A 15800-nucleotide genomic window follows, 5' to 3' on the forward strand; every position below is an offset into this window, starting at 1 on the left:
GCGGGTGCGACAAGACAGGCGCGCGGCGCCTTCCCCGTGCATGATGCGCCGATGAAGACCCGATTCCTCCCTTTCCTCCTTCTCGCCGCCTGTGCCCAGGACCCGGTGACGGACTATCTCGGCGGCTTCGGTGACCCGATCCGGGGCGCCGCGCTCTATGCGCCGCGCAACCTCGGAGACACCTCCATCTATGCCGGCGACCCGGCCGGGGCGGCGATGGCCGCGGCGCAGATGGAGTTCCTCGCGCGGTCCTTCACGACCGACCCGGTGCGCGGCCCGTCCATGAGCCCCACGCTTCAACCCATGCTGGATGCAGGGCGCGACGAGATGCGCGGCTATCTGGGGATCGCCCCAGGCGCACCCGACCAGGTGACCGAACGCCGCCTGCGCGGCGCCTCCGAGGCGCTGCGCGCGGGGGATGAGGCGGCAGCCCGGGCGGCGCTTTCCGAGCCCAGCATCTTCACGGCCGGTGCCGCGGGCACGCTGGGGCGCCTCGCCGCCATGCCTGCGCTGCCCCGGGTGCGCGAGGCGGCCGGCGCCGTGAACGCCGAACTCGCGCGGCTCGACCGGCCTAGCCGCTTCCGCTGAGCGCCGGTTTCGCTTGCCGCCGCGCGGCGCCCCGGCGCAGCATCGCAAGCGACAGAAAGAGGAACGCACCATGGAAACGACGGTCGAAATGGTGAAATGCGCGTGCAGCGACTGCGTCTGCGTGGTCGGCACCGCGAAGGCCATCAAGCGCGACGGGCGGTTCTACTGCTCCGATGCCTGCGCCGACCATCACCCGGACGGCGCGGGGTGCCACCACGCCGGCTGCGAGTGCCACGGCTGACGGGTCAGGCTCCGCTCGCCACCCTCCAGGCTTCATCCAGCCAGGGCAACAGGGCGCGCACGTCCGAGGTTTCGACCGTGGCACCACACCAGATGCGCAGGCCCGGCGGCGCATCGCGGTAGGAGGCTGCGTCCAGGGCGACGCCCTGCTCCTCCAGCCATACGGCCATTCGCTTGGCCGTCGCAGCCTGCTTCCCTTCCTCCAGCGCGCGGAAGCGCAGGCAGACCGAGGTGCAGGAGCGCGTTTCGGGAATCTCGGCCAGGAAGCGGGCCCAAGGGCTCTGCGCCTCCCATTCCGCCACGGCGGCGAGGTTGGCTTCGCTGCGGGCGATCAGGCCCCGCAGGCCTCCTACCGACTCCGCCCAGCGCAGCCCATCCAGCGCATCCTCGACGCAGAGCATGGAGGGGGTGTTGATCGTATCCCCCTTCCACACGCCCTCGTTCAGCCGGAAGATCTTGGGCATGGGCCAGGACGGCTTCTGCGCCACCAGCCGTGCCTGGGCGCGGGGCGACAGTGCCAGCATCCCATGAGCCGCTTCGCCCCCCAGCACCTTCTGCCAGGACCAGGTCACGACATCGAGCTTGTGCCACGGCAGTTCCATGGCGAAGGCCGCGCTGGTGGCGTCGCAGATGGTCAGCCCCTCGCGCGCATCGCTGATCCAGTCGCCATTGGGCAGGCGCACGCCGCTGGTGGTGCCGTTCCAGACGAAGACGCAGTCGCGCGCCGGATCCACGCGGGACAGGTCGGGCAGCTGGCCATAGGGCGCTTCGATGATCCGCAGGTCGGCGAGCCGCAACTCGCGCTGCGCATCGCGCGCCCACTCGGCGGAGAAGCTTTCCCAGGACAGCACGTCCACGCCGCGCGGACCGAGCAGGTTCCACATCGCCATCTCGACCGCCCCGGTGTCGGAGGCAGGGACGATACCCAGCACCCAGCCTTCCGGCATCTCCAGGATCCGTCGCGACAGCTCGATTACCTCCCGCAGCCTCTCGCGCGAGGGCGCGGCGCGGTGGGAACGGCCGGTCAGCGCGCCTTCAAGCGCGGCCAGGGACCAGCCGGGCCGCTTGGCACAGGGGCCGGAGGAAAAGCAGGGATTGGCGGGCTTCTGCATGGCGGAGGGTCGTGCCACGCGCGCGCCGCGCTGCCAACCGCCCCTTCCCCGCAGGGCTTGCCCGGCGCAGCATAGGCGCATGGATGCGCTGGACCGCTTCTGCCATGCCTTGCCCAAGGTGGAATTGCATGTCCACCTGCTGGGCGCCGTGCTCCGCCCCACCTTCGCGGAGTTCGCGACCCGCGCAGGGATGGGCGAGGCAGAGACCGAGGCGCTCTACTCCCGCGACGCAAAGCCGAAGGGCGTCCTGCACATTCTGCGCGCGCTTGAGCAACGGCTGTTGCGCCGCCCTGCCGACCTACACCGCATCACCTATGAGCATCTGGCCGAGGCGGCGTCACACAATGTCCGCCACTCGGAGATCTTCTGGAACCCGACCGGCACCGCACATCTCTTCTCCTATCGCGAGGGCGCCGAGGCCATCCTCGCCGGCTTCGCCGACGCCGCGATCGAGTTCGGCGTCTCGGCGTTGCTAATCCCCGCCATCGATCGCGAAGACACGCCGGAGCGAGCGGTGGAGATGGTGGAGTGGATGATCGCGCATCGGCGTGACGCCATCATCGGCCTGGGCATCGACTACCGGGAGCCGGACGGCCCGCCCGAGCGGTTCTGGAAGTCGTTCCGGATGGCGAAGCAGGCGGGGTTCCGCATCACCGCCCATGCGGGGGAGTTCGGCTGCCACCCCCGCAACATCGAGACGGCAGTGGATCTTTGCGGCGCCGAGCGGCTGGACCACGGCTACACCGTGCTCGAGGACCCTGCCCTCGCCCGCCGCCTCGCCGATGCGGGGATGATCTTCACCGTGGTGCCGACCAACTCCTACTACCTCCGCACCTTGCCGCCGGAGCGATGGGCGCTCGATCACCCCATCCCGCGCATGCCCGAGGCCGGGCTGCTGATCCACCCGAACACGGACGACCCGCCCCTGCACCGCGTCACCCCAATGCGATGCTGGCGCATGATGGCGGAGGATTTCGGATTCGGGCGGGATGCGTTGCGCGGCTTCACGCTGAACGGCATCGCCGGCTCCTTCCTGCCGGACGCGGCGAAGCGCCATTTGTCCACCGCTTTCGCACAGGAATTCGACGCGCTGGAGTTCCCCGCCGCATGATCCCCCGCCGCAGCCTCGCCCTACTCCCCCTCGCCGCCCCTGCCCTCGCCCAGACCGCCTTCCCGGCGCGCCCACTGACGTTGATTGTGCCCTTCGCAGCGGGCGGCAATGTGGACACGGTGGCGCGCATCGCCGCCGGCATGATGGGGCGGAGCCTCGGGCAATCCGTGGTGGTGGAGAACGTCCCGGGCGCCGGCGGCACTATCGGCACGGAGCGCGCAGCGCGCGCGGCGCCGGATGGGCACACGCTGCTGCTGGGCGTGGAAAGCCCGCTTGCCATTGCGCCCAGCGTGATGCCCGCTGCCGTGCGCTATCAGCCGGCGGCGGATTTCGCGCCGCTCGCCATGCTCGCCTCGCTTCCGTTGGTACTGATCGCCCGGCCCGACCTGCCGGCCCGCGATCTGGAGGGATTCGTCCAGTTGGCGAAACGGGCCGCGAACCCACTGACCTACGGCACCTCGGGCATCGGCACCTCACTGCACCTCTGGGCGGAGACTCTGGCGCAGCGGGCGGATCTGAAGCTGGAGCACGTGCCCTACCGCATTGCTGCGCAGATTTCGCAGGACGTGCTGGCGGGACGGCTGGACCTCGCGGTGCTGACGCTGACCAGCGCGGCGCCGCTGGTGCGGGATGGAAGGGCGCGCGGCCTCGCCATCTCCGCCTCGCGCGAGCATCCGTCGCTGCTCGGCGTGCCGCCCCTTGCGAGCCTTCCTGCCCTCGCGGGGACGGAGATGCTAGCGTGGCAGGGCGTGCTGGCCCCCGCGCGCACCCCCGCCGGCATCACGGATCGGCTGGTGACGGCACTGGATGCCCTGCACGACGACCCGGAATTCCTGCGCCAGCTGGAGCTTGTGGGTATGACGCCCTGGCGCCTGACGCCCGAAGCCTTCGCCCGCCTGATCGCAGAGGATTCCGCGCGCTACGGCGCCGTAGCGCGCGCCGCGAATATCCGCATCGAATAGCCGCGCCTACGCCACCCGCACGGCGTGGTTGAGCGGCCCATGGCCACCGCCATAGCCGGGCGCAGCCTCGATGGCCGCGCGCACGTAGCGCCGCCCGCGCGCGACCGCCTCGACCAGGCCCAAGCCCTGAGCGAGCCCGGCGGCGATGGCGCTGGCCAGGGTGCAGCCCGTGCCATGGGTATGGCGGGTGTCGATCCGCGCATCCTCGAAGCGCGTCACACCTTCCGGCGTGGCGAGGATGTCCACGAGGCGGTTACCCTCCATGTGGCCGCCCTTCAGAAGCACTGCCGGCACGCCGAGCGTCAGCATCGTCTCCGCTGCCGCGCGCATCTCCGTCTCGTCGCGAATCTCGCGGCCGGACAGCACCTCGGCCTCAGGGATATTGGGGGTGATGAGAGTGGCCAGCGGCAGGAGGCGGCGCTTCAGCGTCTCGACCGCATCGGCAGCGAGAAGGCGGTGACCGCCCTTCGCCACCATCACCGGATCGGCCACAAGCGGAACGCCGGGCGCGCGCGAGGCCACCTCGTCGCACACCGCCTCGATCGTTGGGCTGTCGTGCAGCATGCCGGTCTTCACCGCATCGGCACCAAGATCGTCCAGCACAGAGGCGATCTGCGCACGGATGAAGCCGGGCTCGATCCCAAGAACACCCTGCACGCCGAGCGTGTTCTGCGCCGTCAGCGCCGTGATGGCCGTCATGGCGAAGCCGTCCAGCGCCGTGACGGCCTTGATGTCGGCCTGGATGCCCGCGCCGCCGCCGGAATCGCTGCCGGCGCAGATCAGCACACGTCCCTTCACGCGGCGATGCCGCGGCGGATCGCACCGGCGAGGCGATCCGTCACCTCATTCACCATCGCCTCTTCCTCGGCCTCCGCCATCACGCGGATCACTGGCTCGGTCCCGCTGGCGCGGATCAGCACGCGACCCCGCTCTCCCAGCTTCTCCTCCTCGGCCTTGATGGCATCGCGCACCTCCTCCCGGTCCAAGGGAGAGATGCCCGAGTGGCGGATATTCACGAGTTTCTGCGGCAGGGGCGCGAAACGGCGGCAGACCTCGCTGGCCGGGCGCTTCTTGTCCACCAGCACGGCCAGCACCTGCAGCGCGGCAACCAGCCCATCGCCGGTGGTGCCGAAATCGCTCATGATCATGTGGCCCGACTGCTCACCACCGAGGTTGCAGCCAAGCTCGCGCATCTTTTCGCCGACATAGCGGTCGCCCACGGCGGTGCGGTGCAGGGCGAGGCCCTGGCCGCGCAGGAAGCGCTCCAGCCCCATGTTGCTCATCACCGTGGCCACGACGCACTGGTTGCGCAGCCGCCCGTCGCGCTTCCAGCTTTCCGCGATGAGGGCGAGGATCTGGTCGCCGTCGATCACCGTCCCGTCCTCATCCACCAGCACCACGCGGTCAGCATCCCCGTCCAGCGCGATGCCAAGGTCGGCGCGTCGCTCACGCACCAGCTCGGCCAGGGCGGCGGGGGCGGTGGAACCTACGTTGCGGTTGATGTTGAACCCGTCCGGCGCGACGCCCACGCTCACTACCTCGGCGCCCAGTTCCCAAAGCACGGTCGGGGCCACCTTGTAGGCGGCGCCATGGGCGCAGTCGACGACGACGCGCAGCCCTTCCAGCGTCAGGCCGCGCGGAAAGGACTGCTTTGCCGCCTCGATGTAGCGTCCGGGCGCGTCCTCGAGCCGTGATGCGCGGCCGAGCCGCGACGGGGCGACGAGGCTGCGCGACAGGTCTCCGGCCATGAGCGATTCGATCGCGGCTTCCTGCTCGTCCGACAGCTTGAGGCCGTCCGGGCCGAACAGCTTGATGCCGTTATCCTCATAGGGGTTGTGCGAGGCGGAAATCATCACGCCGAGATCGGCCCGCAGCGAGCGGGTCAGCTGCGCGATAGCCGGAGTCGGCAGGGGGCCGACGATCACGACATCCATGCCGGCGGAGACGAAGCCCGCCGTCAGCGCCGGCTCCAGCATATAGCCCGACAGGCGCGTATCCTTGCCGATCACCACGCGATGCCGGTGCGTTCCCCGATTGAAGAAATGTCCTGCCGCTTGGCCAAGGCGCAGTGCAGTCCCCGGATCCATAGGCGCCCGGTTGGCGGTGCCACGGATTCCATCCGTGCCGAAGAGGCGCCGCGTGGCGCCCGTCTCGCTGCTCATTCGATCATCCTGGCACTGAAAGATTTTCATTGCGTTGCTAATTTACTGACGGTGTGGACACAACCGTCGCGTGCGTTCAGGCTGCCACTTATGACCACGCCGCGCCGCCGTGCCGAAAGCTTCTGCGCCCGCTTCGGCCTTCGTATTCCCATTCTCCAAGCCCCCATGGCCAGTGCTTCTCCGCCAGCGCTGGCCGCCGCCGTCTCTAACGCTGGCGGAATGGGAGGGTTGGGGGCGCTGATGTCCGATCCTGCCGGAATTTCCGCCTGGGCCGCCGATTTCCGGGGGCGATCCAATGGCGCCTTCCAGGTCAATCTCTGGATCCCGGACCCGCCTCCCCCGCGCGACGCCAAGCGCGAGGAGAATGCGCGCCGCACTCTGGCCGCCCTCGGGCCCGAACCACCCGAGGCCGGGGATGGTCCCTGGACCATCGACTTCGCGGCGCAATGCGAAGCTCTGCTCACGGCCCGCCCACCCGTCGTCTCCAGCATCATGGGCGTGTTTGAGTCTTCCTTGGTCCAGGAAATGAAGGCACGCGGTATTCTTTGGATCTGCAACGCCACGACGCTGGAGGAGGCCCGCGCGGCGGAAGCAGCCGGTGCTGATGCGGTGGTCGCACAGGGGGCGGAGGCTGGCGGCCACCGCGGCGCCTTCGATCCAAGCCGGGCCGAGGCGCAGAATATCGGCCTCTTCGCCCTGGTTCCCCGCTTCGCAGATGCGCTTTCCATCCCGGTCATTGCAGCGGGCGGCGTGATGGATGGGCGTGGCGTCGCGGCGGCGCTCCTCCTCGGCGCCAGCGCCGTGCAGATGGGCACCGCCTTCCTCCGCTGCCCGGAGGCCTCCATTGCCCCAGGCTATGCCCGTGCATTGGCTGAGGCGGGGCCAGAGGACACAGTGCTGACGCGCGCTTTCTCGGGCCGCCTTGCACGCTCCGTCGCCAATGCGGCCACGCGCGCATTCGAGGAAACGGAGCCCGCCCCCTACCCCATCCAGCGCCACCTCTCCGGGCCGATGCGCGCGGAGGCGACGAAGGCCGACGATCCCTCGCGGATGCAGCTCTGGGCCGGCCAGGGCGTCGCCCTATCCCGCGCCGAACCTGCGGCCGAACTCGCCCGGCGCGTCTGGGCGGAGGCGGAGGCCCTGCTTCCCTGACTCCGGACCCCACACCTAGGCTGCGCCGCGGCGACGGACAGGGGCTTTGATGGACCGCTTCTTCGGGCTGAGCGAGAACAACACCAGCCTGCGACAGGAGGCCCTGGCAGGCGCCACGACCTTCCTGACCATGGCCTATATCCTGATCGTGAACCCCGGCATCCTTGCCGCCGCGGGGATCGATCACGGGGCGGCCTTCGTCGCCACCTGCTTGGCGGCTGCCATCGGCTCGGCGCTGATGGGGCTGCTGGCGAACTACCCCATCGCCATGGCGCCGGGCATGGGGATCAACGCCTACTTCGCCTTCGGCGTGGTCGCCGCCCTGGGCATCTCATGGCAGGTCGCGCTGGGGACGGTGTTCGTCTCCGGCATCCTCTTCTTTCTCATCTCGGTCCTGCGCGTGCGGGAATGGCTGATCGGTGGCATCCCGCTGGGCCTCAAGCTCGGCATTGCGGCCGGGATCGGCGCCTTCCTGGGGCTGATTGGCCTGCAGAATCTCGGCTTGGTGGTGGACCATCCCGTGACGCTGGTGGCGCTGGGGCGGTTCACGACCCCTGTGCTGCTCGGCTCGGCGGGGCTACTGCTGATCGCGGCGCTTTCGGCGCGTCGGGTGCCAGGCGCCATCCTGATCGGAATCCTCGTCACCGCTCTGGCCGGGCTGCCCTTCGGCCTGACGGAGTTCAAGGGCATCGCGGCCATGCCGCCCTCCCTGGCGCCCACCTTCCTGCAACTCGACATCGCGGGTGCGCTGCAGGTCGGGCTGCTTGGGGTCGTCTTCACCTTCTTTCTCGTGGACCTGCTCGACAATGCCGGCACGCTGATCGCCACCACCCATCGTGCGGGGCTGATGCGCCCGGACGGGTCCATCCCAAATCTTGGCCGCGCGCTGGTGGCGGATTCCGGCGGGGTGATGATCGGCGCCGCCCTCGGCACCTCCCCCACGGTCAGCTACATCGAGAGCGCTTCGGGCATTCAACAGGGCGGACGCACTGGGCTGACCGCCATCGTGGTCGGCGGGTTCTTTCTGCTCGCATTGTTCTTCGCGCCACTTGCAGCCTCCATCCCACCCTTCGCGACCGCACCCGCCCTGATCTTCGTCGCGGCGCTCATGGCGCAGGCGCTGCGCGCCGTGGACTGGGAGGATGAAACCGAATACCTGCCCGCGGTGCTGACGACGCTGACAATGCCCTTCACCTTCAGCATCTCCGCCGGCATCGGGATCGGCTTCATTGCCTATGCCGCCCTCAAGCTCCTCGCAGGCCGCGCCGGGGAGGTGCACGGGGCGGTGTGGGTGCTGGCCGCGCTGTGCGTGGTCAAGTTCGCCATCGGCTGAGATGCGAAGCCCCGCTGCCTTCGCCCCTCTGCGGCACCCAGTCTTTCGGGCGCTGTGGCTCGCAAATCTCGCGAGCAACACGGGGCTGTTCATCCAGAACACAGCGGCGGGCTGGCTGATGACCTCGCTCGACGGGCGGCCCATCATGGTCAGCCTCGTCCAGGCCTCTTCCATGCTGCCGGTTTTCCTGCTCGCCCTGCCGGCCGGCGCCCTCGCCGACATCATGGACCGGCGGCATTTCCTGATTGCCGCCCAGCTCTGGATGACGGCGATCTCCTTCCTTCTCTGCCTGCTCACCTTTAGGGACGCGCTCGGTCCCTGGGGGCTGATCGCCCTCACCTTTGCGCTGGGCGCAGGGCTCGCCATGAGCTTTCCGGCCTGGGCCGCCACGACGCCTGAGATCGTCCCGCGTGAGGATCTCGTCGGAGCCATCGCGCTGAACGGCATCGGCTTCAACCTCACCCGCGCCGTCGGCCCGGCCCTGGGCGGGCTGGTGATCGGCTGGGCCGGGGTGGGCGCCGCCTTCCTGCTGAACGCGCTCTGCATCCTCGTGCTGGTCGCGGTGCTTCTGGGCTGGCAGCGCGAATCCGTCCCCTCCCGCCTCCCGCGTGAGCGGATGCTGCCGGCGATGCGCGCCGGGACACGCTACGTCCTCGCCACTCCGGCCATGCATGCGGCCATCATCCGCGCCGTCACCTTCTTCCTGTTCTCCTCCGCCGTCTGGGGCCTGCTTCCCTTGGTCGTGCGCGAGGAGCTGGGCCTGGGGCCCGAGGCCTTCGGCATCCTGCTGGGCTGCATGGGGGCGGGGGCGGTCTGCGCCGGGCTCTTCCTGCCGCGTGCCCGCGCCCTGACCGACCGGGGCGGGCTGGTCATGTTTTCCTCGCTGCTCGGTGCGGCCGCCATGGCGCTGCTCGGGCTTGTGCCGCACTGGTCCGCCGCTGCCTTGGCCATGGTGATCTATGGCATCGCCTGGATCTCCGCTGCCTCCACGCTCCAGGCCGCCGCGCAGATGGCCGCATCTGCGTGGGTACGCGCGCGGGCCATCGGCATCTATCAGATGAGCTTCTTCGGTGCCCTGGCCCTCGGCTCCGCGCTGTCGGGCTTGCTAGCCGGGCGGGTGGGGGTGCCACTCGCCATGACGGTGTTCGCCGGATGCGCAGCATTGGGAGCCTTGCTGGTGCGGCGCTGGCCGCTGGACCCGCCCACGGTCGCCCCCGCCCCGGAAGCCACCCTGGCCCGCCCGGAGCCCCCGGCGCCGGAACTGCGCGGCCTGCTGCATGGCGGGGACCGCCGGCTGATGGAGGTGGTGCGCTACCGCATCCCGCCTGAGCGCCGAGCGTCCTTCCTGGCCGCGATGGAGCAGGTGCGCCTCGTCCGGCTGCGAGGCGGAGCGGCAAGCTGGCGCCTCTATGAGGACGTGGCCCACCCCGAGCGCTGGGTGGAACTCTGGACCATCGAGAGCTGGGCCGAGCATCTCCGCGAGGCTTCGCGCCTCACCGAGGAGGACCGGGCGGTCCTCGCCCGCGCCACATTGCTGCATGAGGGAGACGGCCCGCCCGAGGCCGCGCGCTACGTCAATGTCCGTTCCTGACTCCGACTCCGACGACGTCCGTAAGGACCCTGAAAAGCGCCAATTCCCATTGCCTTCGCCCCCTCCGGACCCTATTTTCCCGGCAGGGGATAGCGAACACAACATGAACGATCTTTTCGGAGGAGGCCGGGTCAAGCCGGCTGCGACCTCCTATACCGCTGCGGATATCGAGGTGCTGGAGGGGCTGGAGCCTGTCCGGCGCCGCCCAGGCATGTATATCGGCGGGACGGACGAGAATGCCCTCCACCACCTCGCCGCCGAGATCATCGACAACGCTATGGACGAGGCGGTGGCAGGCCATGCCGACCGCATCGAAGTCGTGCTGGAGGACGGGAACTTCCTGTCCGTGCGCGACAACGGCCGCGGCATCCCGGTAGACCCGCACCCCAAGTTCCCGAAGCTGTCCGCGCTGGAGGTGATCCTCACCACGCTGCATTCCGGCGGCAAATTCAGCGGCAAGGCCTATGACACCTCGGGCGGCCTGCACGGTGTCGGCTCCAGCGTGGTGAACGCGCTTTCCGAGACCATGGAGGTCGAGGTGGCGCGCGGCGGCACGTTGTTCCGCCAGACCTATAGCCGCGGCAAGCCGACCACGAAGTTGAAGCGCGAGGGCGAGGTACGGAACCGGCGCGGCACCACCATCCGCTTCCGCCCGGACCCCGACATCTTCGGCCGCCTCCAGTTCCGCGCCGACCGCCTGTTCCGGCTTTGCCGGTCCAAGGCCTACCTGTATCGCGGGGTCGAGATCCGCTGGCGCTGCTCCCCGGCGCTGGTCGCAGGCACCGACACTCCTGCCGAGGCGACGCTGCACTTCCCCGGCGGCTTGTCGGACTTCCTCGCCACCGCCATCGAGGGCAAGGCCACCGTCGTCCCCGCTCCCTTCGCCGGCACGGGTGAGTTCCCGGACTCGGTGGGGCGCTGCGAATGGGCGGTCACCTGGCTCGATGGCGGCGAGGGGTTCCTCTCCACCTATGCCAACACCATCCCGACCCCCCAGGGCGGTACCCATGAAGCCGGGCTGCGCAATGCCTTGGTGAAGGGGCTGCGCGCCTATGGTGAGATGAAGAAGGAGCGCCGCGCGGGCAACGTCACCGCCGAGGATCTGTTCGGCGGCATGGCCGGGATGCTCTCTGTCTTCATCCGCGACCCGCAGTTCCAGGGCCAGACCAAGGACAAGCTGACCAGCGGCGACGCGCAGAAGCTGACCGAAGCCGCGATCCGCGACCATTTCGACCATTGGCTCGCGGGCGCGCCGGCCCTGGCCGACAACCTCCTTGCCTGGGCGATCGAGCGGGCCGAGGAGCGGATGCGCCGCCGTGCCGAGAAGGACACGCCACGCAAGACCGCCACACGCAAGCTGCGCCTGCCGGGCAAGCTGGCGGATTGCTCAAAAGAATCCTCGCAAGGCACTGAAATCTTTCTGGTGGAGGGCGACAGCGCCGGCGGTTCTGCCAAGCAGGCCCGCGACCGCGAGACCCAGGCGGTGCTGCCGCTGCGTGGCAAGATCCTCAACGTCGCCTCAGCTTCCGCCGAGAAGCTGCGGCAGAATCAGGAATTGCGCGACCTCATCGAGGCACTGGGCTGTGGCGTAGGCGACCGCTTCGACATCGCCCGCCTACGCTATGGCCGTGTCGTCATCATGACCGACGCGGACGTGGACGGTGCGCATATCGCTGCCCTGCTGATGACCTTCTTCTACAAGGAGCTTCCGGAGCTGGTACGCCAAGGGAAGGTGTTCCTGGCGCAGCCGCCGCTCTACCGTCTCCAGTCCGGTGGCAAGTCCGTCTATGCGATGGACGACGCAGATCTGGAGCGCCAGCGCAAGAAGCACTTCAAGGCCAACCAGAAGGTCGAAGTCAGCCGATTCAAAGGCTTGGGCGAAATGCCTCCCGCCCTGCTTCGGGAAACGACGATGCAGCCGGCGCGCCGCACCCTGCTCAAGGTGGTGCTCCCGCCAGAGGAGCGGGCCCGTACGGCGGAACTGATGGAGGCGCTGATGGGCCGCCGGCCTGAGCTGCGCTTCCGCTTCATCCAGGAGAACGCGGCGAGCCTGGATGTTGAGGCGGTGGACGCCTGACCTTCGGCGGCGAGGACGGATCATCCGTCAACGCCGCCAGCACTGCTCCCTCGTCCGGACGCAGCCCATTTGTGGGGGTGGCGTCCAGGTCCAGCCGCCACTCGTCGCGGGCGAAGCGCTCAAGCACCTCAGGGTGGATGTAGCACTGGCGGCAGACGGAAGGCGTGTTACCCAGCCGCGCGGCCACCTTCGCCACCGCGTCGCGGATGCGGCGCTTCGCCTCGGTCGCGCTGCCGAAACTCCCCTGCTCCGCGAGGTGAAGGCCGCACAGCACCGTCCCTGCCCAGGTGCGGAAGTCCTTGGCGGTGATCTCCTCGCCGGAAATCTCTCGCAGGTAATCATTCACCTCGCCGGAGGAGATGCCGTGGACCTCCCCCGCCTCATCCTGCCAGGAGAAGAGTTCCTGGCCCGGCAGGTCCTGCAATTCCCGCACCACGCGGGTCACGCGCCTGTCCTCCACGCGCAGCTTCCAGACACGGCCGCTCTTGCCGGGGAAGCGGAAGCGCAGTGCGCCACCCTCCACCGCCACATGGCGGTTTCGTAGGGTGGTCAGGCCGAAGGAACCGTTCTCCCGCGCATAGTCCTCGTTGCCGATGCGGATCAGGGTAGTGTCGAGCAATCGCACGATCACGGCCAGCACCTTTTCCCGTGTCAGGGACTGTCGGCGCAGGGCCGCATCTACATGCGCGCGGATTCCCGGCAATGCGGCGGCGAAGCTGGCCATTCGGTGGTACTTCGTCGCATCCCGGTGCGCACGCCAGCGCGGGTGGTAGCGGTACTGCTTGCGTCCGCGCGCATCGCACCCGGTTGCCTGGAGGTGGCCCAGCGGATCGGGGCAGATCCAGACCTCGGTATAGGCAGGCGGAATGGCGAGGGCTGCGATGCGTGCCAGTGTCTCCCGGTCCCGCACCGCGGCGCCCGAGGGCGCGCGGTAGCGGAAGCCGCGCCCATGGCGCAGCCGGACGATGCCTGGAAGCGCATCACTACTGTGGCGCAGTCCGGCTTCGCGCGCGGCTGCCTCGCTCGGTGCCAGCTCTTTCATCCCTGCGGGGATGAAGCCGCAGCGGGCCGCACGGTTGCGGCGTCAGCCCTCGATGACCGGTCCCTTGCGCGCCGCCGCCTCGGCAAGGCGCCCGTACGCATCCACCGGCAGGATCACGAAGGCGTCCTGCCCGTTGCGGGTCAGCACCAGCGGGCCGCGCAGCGCAGCATCCACGAGCTGCGGCAGGGTTTGCTCCATCAGCGTCATCTCGGCGCGCGGCAGCCCCTCCAGCCCGGGCGCCTGCCCACCATCCAGCGGGATGGGGCCATCAATCACAGCGGCTTGTTCGCCCGCTCCATCAGCCGGGCGAAGAAGCTGGGTTTCTTCTCAGGCTTGGGCGCCGCCGACGCGGCGGGGAGCTCGGCGGCCGCGCGCTTCTCCTTGTCGCGCAGCCACGCATCCAGGCTCATCCCGGCCTTCTGCGCGCGCTTCTGCTCATAGGCCCGCTGGCCGGGCGTCAGCTTGGTGCTTTCCATGGGCCACCATCTGCTCCCCGTGCGCGCTTGCGGCAAGGGAGGGAAACCCCCAAACACGAAGCATGGACGCGAAGGTCAAGGCGCATATCTGGGTCTCCATGGCGGTGCGCATGTCGGACATGGCTGGCCGACCTGCCGCTATCCTCCGCAAGGGAGATGCGGATTCGGGCGGCGTGCTTTGCCTGCTGCGCGGTCGAGATGGCTTCGTCGTGCTCGCTCAAGCGCGCGACGTCGAAGGCCGCCCCGCCTGGATCCGTGGCACTGGCGCCGCGCCGGTCGAGGAAGCGGACGCCAACGCCTATGTGGACCGCCAGGTGAAGCGCGACCCGGACCTCTGGGTGGTGGAGTTCGAGGCGCCCGACCTCAAGCCCCCCTTCGAGGCGCGGTTGCTCTGACCCCGGCGCGCATCGCCCGCCGCAAGTAGTCCACAAGGTGGGCTTCGCGACCGAATAGTGGTTCGAAGTCTGGCAGAGCGAGCTTTCGCCAAGCCTAGGACCGGTGCCTACTGGGCAAAGATCGGCGCTCCCTTTCCCCAGCGCACGCTAGACCTCCTGACGGCGCTGCCGTCGCCTGACTCAGGCTGCGCTGCGCCGCGTGCCATAGCCGTGCGGATGGGCCATGTGCCACTTCCAAGCCGTCTCGACGATCTGGTCCAGATCGGCAAAGCGCGGCCGCCACGCCGTCTCCGCCATCATCCGCTCAGAGGAGGCGACGAGCACGGGCGGGTCCCCTGCCCGGCGCGGCCCGTTCTCGTAAGGGACCTTCTGGCCCGAGACGCGCTCCACCGCCGCGATCACCTCGCGCACCGAATGGCCGCGCCCGTTCCCGAGATTGTAGCGCACCGAGCCCTGGTCGAGGCGCGGCAGCACCGCGACATGCGCCGCCGCCAGGTCCATGACATGCACATAGTCGCGCACCGCCGTCCCGTCCGGCGTGTCGTAATCCGTGCCGAAGACATGCAGCGGCGGCAACTGCCCGAGGGTCGCGAGGATGGCGCGCGGGATCAGGTGCGTCTCCGGATCATGGTCCTCGCCGCAGCGCCCCGCCGGGTCGGCGCCGGCGGCGTTGAAGTAGCGCAGGCAGGCGGAACGCAGCCCGTGCGCCCCCTCCGCCCAGGCGAGCGCCTGCTCCATCATCAGCTTCGAGAGGCCATAGGGATTGACCGGAATGGTTGGCGTATCCTCGGTGATCGGGACGTCGCGCGGGATGCCGAACACCGCGGCGGTGGAGGACAGCACGTAGCGGGCGCATCCTGCCTTCACCGCCGCCTCGGCCAAGTTGATGCTGTTCGACAGGTTCTCCCGGCAGTAGCGCAGGGGTTCCTTCATGCTGTCGCCCACCAGCGACAGCGCGGCGAGGTGGAAGACCGCGTCGAACTTCCAGGCGGCGAAGACCTCGTCCAAGGCCTTGCGGTCCGCCAGCGAGGCCTGAACGAAGGGGACGCCCGGCTGCAGCGAGCCGCCATGGCCGGTGGACAGGTCATCCAGCACCACCACCTCGTCGCCCTGGTCGAGCAAGGTCAGGACCACATGGCTGCCGACATAGCCGGCTCCGCCTGAAACGAGGTAACGCGCCATCTTGGTTCCTTCCTGCGAAGCGCCTGCACGGTGGAAACCATGCGGAAGCGTAAAAGTCACGGAAGCAGGAGAAGCCCCGCCCCCGCCAAAAGCATCAACGTCCCGGCCGCGTCGAGGAGGCGCAGCCTGTCCCCTTCCGCGGAGGCGGCCCAAAGCAGCGCGGCAACCACATAAAACCCGCCATAGGCGGCAAAGGCCCGCCCGGCGGTCAGTGTCGGTGCGAGGGCGAGGAGCCCCGCGAAGCCCGCGAGGCAGGGCGCGCCCGGCAGCAGCCACCAAGCGCTCGCCCCCTCGCGCAGCACCGCCCAGACGGCGAAGCAGCCCAGGATCTCCAGCAGGGCTGCAGCCGGAAGGGCGAGCAGCGCCGCCACGCGGCC

At 69.3% G+C, this 15800-nt stretch carries 17 protein-coding genes; 9 read left to right on the plus strand and 8 right to left on the minus strand.

The genetic code is table 11. The features are described 5' to 3' along the window. The first annotated feature begins 51 nt into the window (after positions 1–51). Positions 52–588: a hypothetical protein gene (locus JTJ31_RS02595; RefSeq protein ID WP_207537021.1), complete on the plus strand. Its 537-nt coding sequence runs from the start codon at positions 52–54 to the stop codon at positions 586–588. Between the two features lie 70 nt (positions 589–658). Then, complete coding sequence (locus tag JTJ31_RS02600) at positions 659–829, plus strand: metallothionein (RefSeq protein WP_207537022.1); 171 nt, start codon at positions 659–661, stop codon at positions 827–829. 4 nt (positions 830–833) lie between these two features. Here the strand turns inward: JTJ31_RS02600 and JTJ31_RS02605 are convergent, their stop codons facing one another. Continuing rightward, positions 834–1940, minus strand: coding sequence for a phosphoserine transaminase (locus JTJ31_RS02605; RefSeq protein ID WP_207537303.1), 1107 nt, complete (start codon positions 1938–1940; stop codon positions 834–836). Positions 1941–2019: 79 nt separating this feature from the next. Between JTJ31_RS02605 and JTJ31_RS02610 the strand changes: the two genes are divergently transcribed. Together JTJ31_RS02610 and JTJ31_RS02615 are read left to right on the plus strand one after the other, a co-directional pair. Further along, positions 2020–3051: an adenosine deaminase family protein gene (locus tag JTJ31_RS02610; protein WP_207537023.1), complete on the plus strand. Its 1032-nt coding sequence runs from the start codon at positions 2020–2022 to the stop codon at positions 3049–3051. After that, positions 3048–4013 carry a Bug family tripartite tricarboxylate transporter substrate binding protein gene (locus JTJ31_RS02615; RefSeq protein WP_207537024.1) on the plus strand — a complete coding sequence of 322 codons (966 nt, stop codon included), beginning with the start codon at positions 3048–3050 and terminating at the stop codon, positions 4011–4013. The genes JTJ31_RS02610 and JTJ31_RS02615 overlap by 4 nt, the downstream gene beginning before the upstream one ends. A 6-nt stretch (positions 4014–4019) precedes the next feature. Here the strand turns inward: JTJ31_RS02615 and thiD are convergent, their stop codons facing one another. Then, entirely contained in the window at positions 4020–4811 is a 792-nt protein-coding gene (gene thiD, locus JTJ31_RS02620; RefSeq protein ID WP_207537025.1) for a bifunctional hydroxymethylpyrimidine kinase/phosphomethylpyrimidine kinase, read from the minus strand. Beyond that, positions 4808–6175 (minus strand): phosphoglucosamine mutase, encoded by a 1368-nt coding sequence (gene glmM, locus JTJ31_RS02625; protein WP_207537026.1) that lies wholly within the window; start codon positions 6173–6175, stop codon positions 4808–4810. Before glmM ends, thiD begins: the two co-directional genes overlap by 4 nt. Before the next feature lie 90 nt (positions 6176–6265). On the opposite strand from glmM, the gene JTJ31_RS02630 reads away from it, so the two are divergent. The 4 genes from JTJ31_RS02630 to parE all read left to right on the plus strand — a co-directional run bounded on the left by JTJ31_RS02630 (position 6266) and on the right by parE (position 12328). After that, the gene (locus JTJ31_RS02630) at positions 6266–7327 is read left to right on the plus strand and encodes an NAD(P)H-dependent flavin oxidoreductase (protein WP_207537027.1); all 1062 of its coding nucleotides are present in this window, start codon (positions 6266–6268) and stop codon (positions 7325–7327) included. Between the two features lie 49 nt (positions 7328–7376). Continuing rightward, positions 7377–8660, plus strand: coding sequence for an NCS2 family permease (locus JTJ31_RS02635; RefSeq protein WP_207537028.1), 1284 nt, complete (start codon positions 7377–7379; stop codon positions 8658–8660). Position 8661: 1 nt separating this feature from the next. Continuing rightward, positions 8662–10251, plus strand: a complete 1590-nt coding sequence (locus tag JTJ31_RS02640; RefSeq protein ID WP_207537029.1) for an MFS transporter — start codon at positions 8662–8664, stop codon at positions 10249–10251. 103 nt (positions 10252–10354) lie between these two features. Further along, entirely contained in the window at positions 10355–12328 is a 1974-nt protein-coding gene (gene parE, locus JTJ31_RS02645) for a DNA topoisomerase IV subunit B (RefSeq protein WP_207537030.1), read from the plus strand. Here the strand turns inward: parE and JTJ31_RS02650 are convergent. From JTJ31_RS02650 to JTJ31_RS02660, 3 genes are read right to left on the minus strand one after another with little or no spacing between them, the layout of a single operon-like run. Next, positions 12279–13370: a DNA topoisomerase IB gene (locus JTJ31_RS02650; RefSeq protein ID WP_207537031.1), complete on the minus strand. Its 1092-nt coding sequence runs from the start codon at positions 13368–13370 to the stop codon at positions 12279–12281. The two genes, parE and JTJ31_RS02650, sit on opposite strands and share 50 nt — an antisense overlap. 42 nt (positions 13371–13412) lie before the next feature. Continuing rightward, the gene (locus JTJ31_RS02655; protein WP_207537032.1) at positions 13413–13646 is read right to left on the minus strand and encodes a type II toxin-antitoxin system Phd/YefM family antitoxin; all 234 of its coding nucleotides are present in this window, start codon (positions 13644–13646) and stop codon (positions 13413–13415) included. After that, complete coding sequence (locus tag JTJ31_RS02660; protein ID WP_207537033.1) at positions 13643–13846, minus strand: hypothetical protein; 204 nt, start codon at positions 13844–13846, stop codon at positions 13643–13645. Before JTJ31_RS02660 ends, JTJ31_RS02655 begins: the two co-directional genes overlap by 4 nt. A gap of 62 nt (positions 13847–13908) precedes the next feature. Here JTJ31_RS02660 and JTJ31_RS02665 point away from each other — a divergent pair, with 62 nt between their 5' ends. After that, positions 13909–14241 carry a DUF1491 family protein gene (locus JTJ31_RS02665; protein ID WP_207537034.1) on the plus strand — a complete coding sequence of 111 codons (333 nt, stop codon included), beginning with the start codon at positions 13909–13911 and terminating at the stop codon, positions 14239–14241. A gap of 180 nt (positions 14242–14421) precedes the next feature. On the opposite strand, the gene galE is transcribed toward JTJ31_RS02665, so the two are convergent. After that, on the minus strand, positions 14422–15423 hold the full coding sequence (gene galE / locus JTJ31_RS02670) for a UDP-glucose 4-epimerase GalE (RefSeq protein ID WP_207537035.1): 1002 nt from the start codon (positions 15421–15423) through the stop codon (positions 14422–14424). Between the two features lie 56 nt (positions 15424–15479). Next, on the minus strand, positions 15480–15794 hold the full coding sequence (locus tag JTJ31_RS02675; RefSeq protein ID WP_207537036.1) for a YnfA family protein: 315 nt from the start codon (positions 15792–15794) through the stop codon (positions 15480–15482). Positions 15795–15800 lie beyond the last annotated feature (6 nt).

This window comes from Sabulicella rubraurantiaca, from assembly GCF_017355885.1.
GTDB classification, from domain to species: domain Bacteria; phylum Pseudomonadota; class Alphaproteobacteria; order Acetobacterales; family Acetobacteraceae; genus Roseococcus; species Roseococcus rubraurantiacus.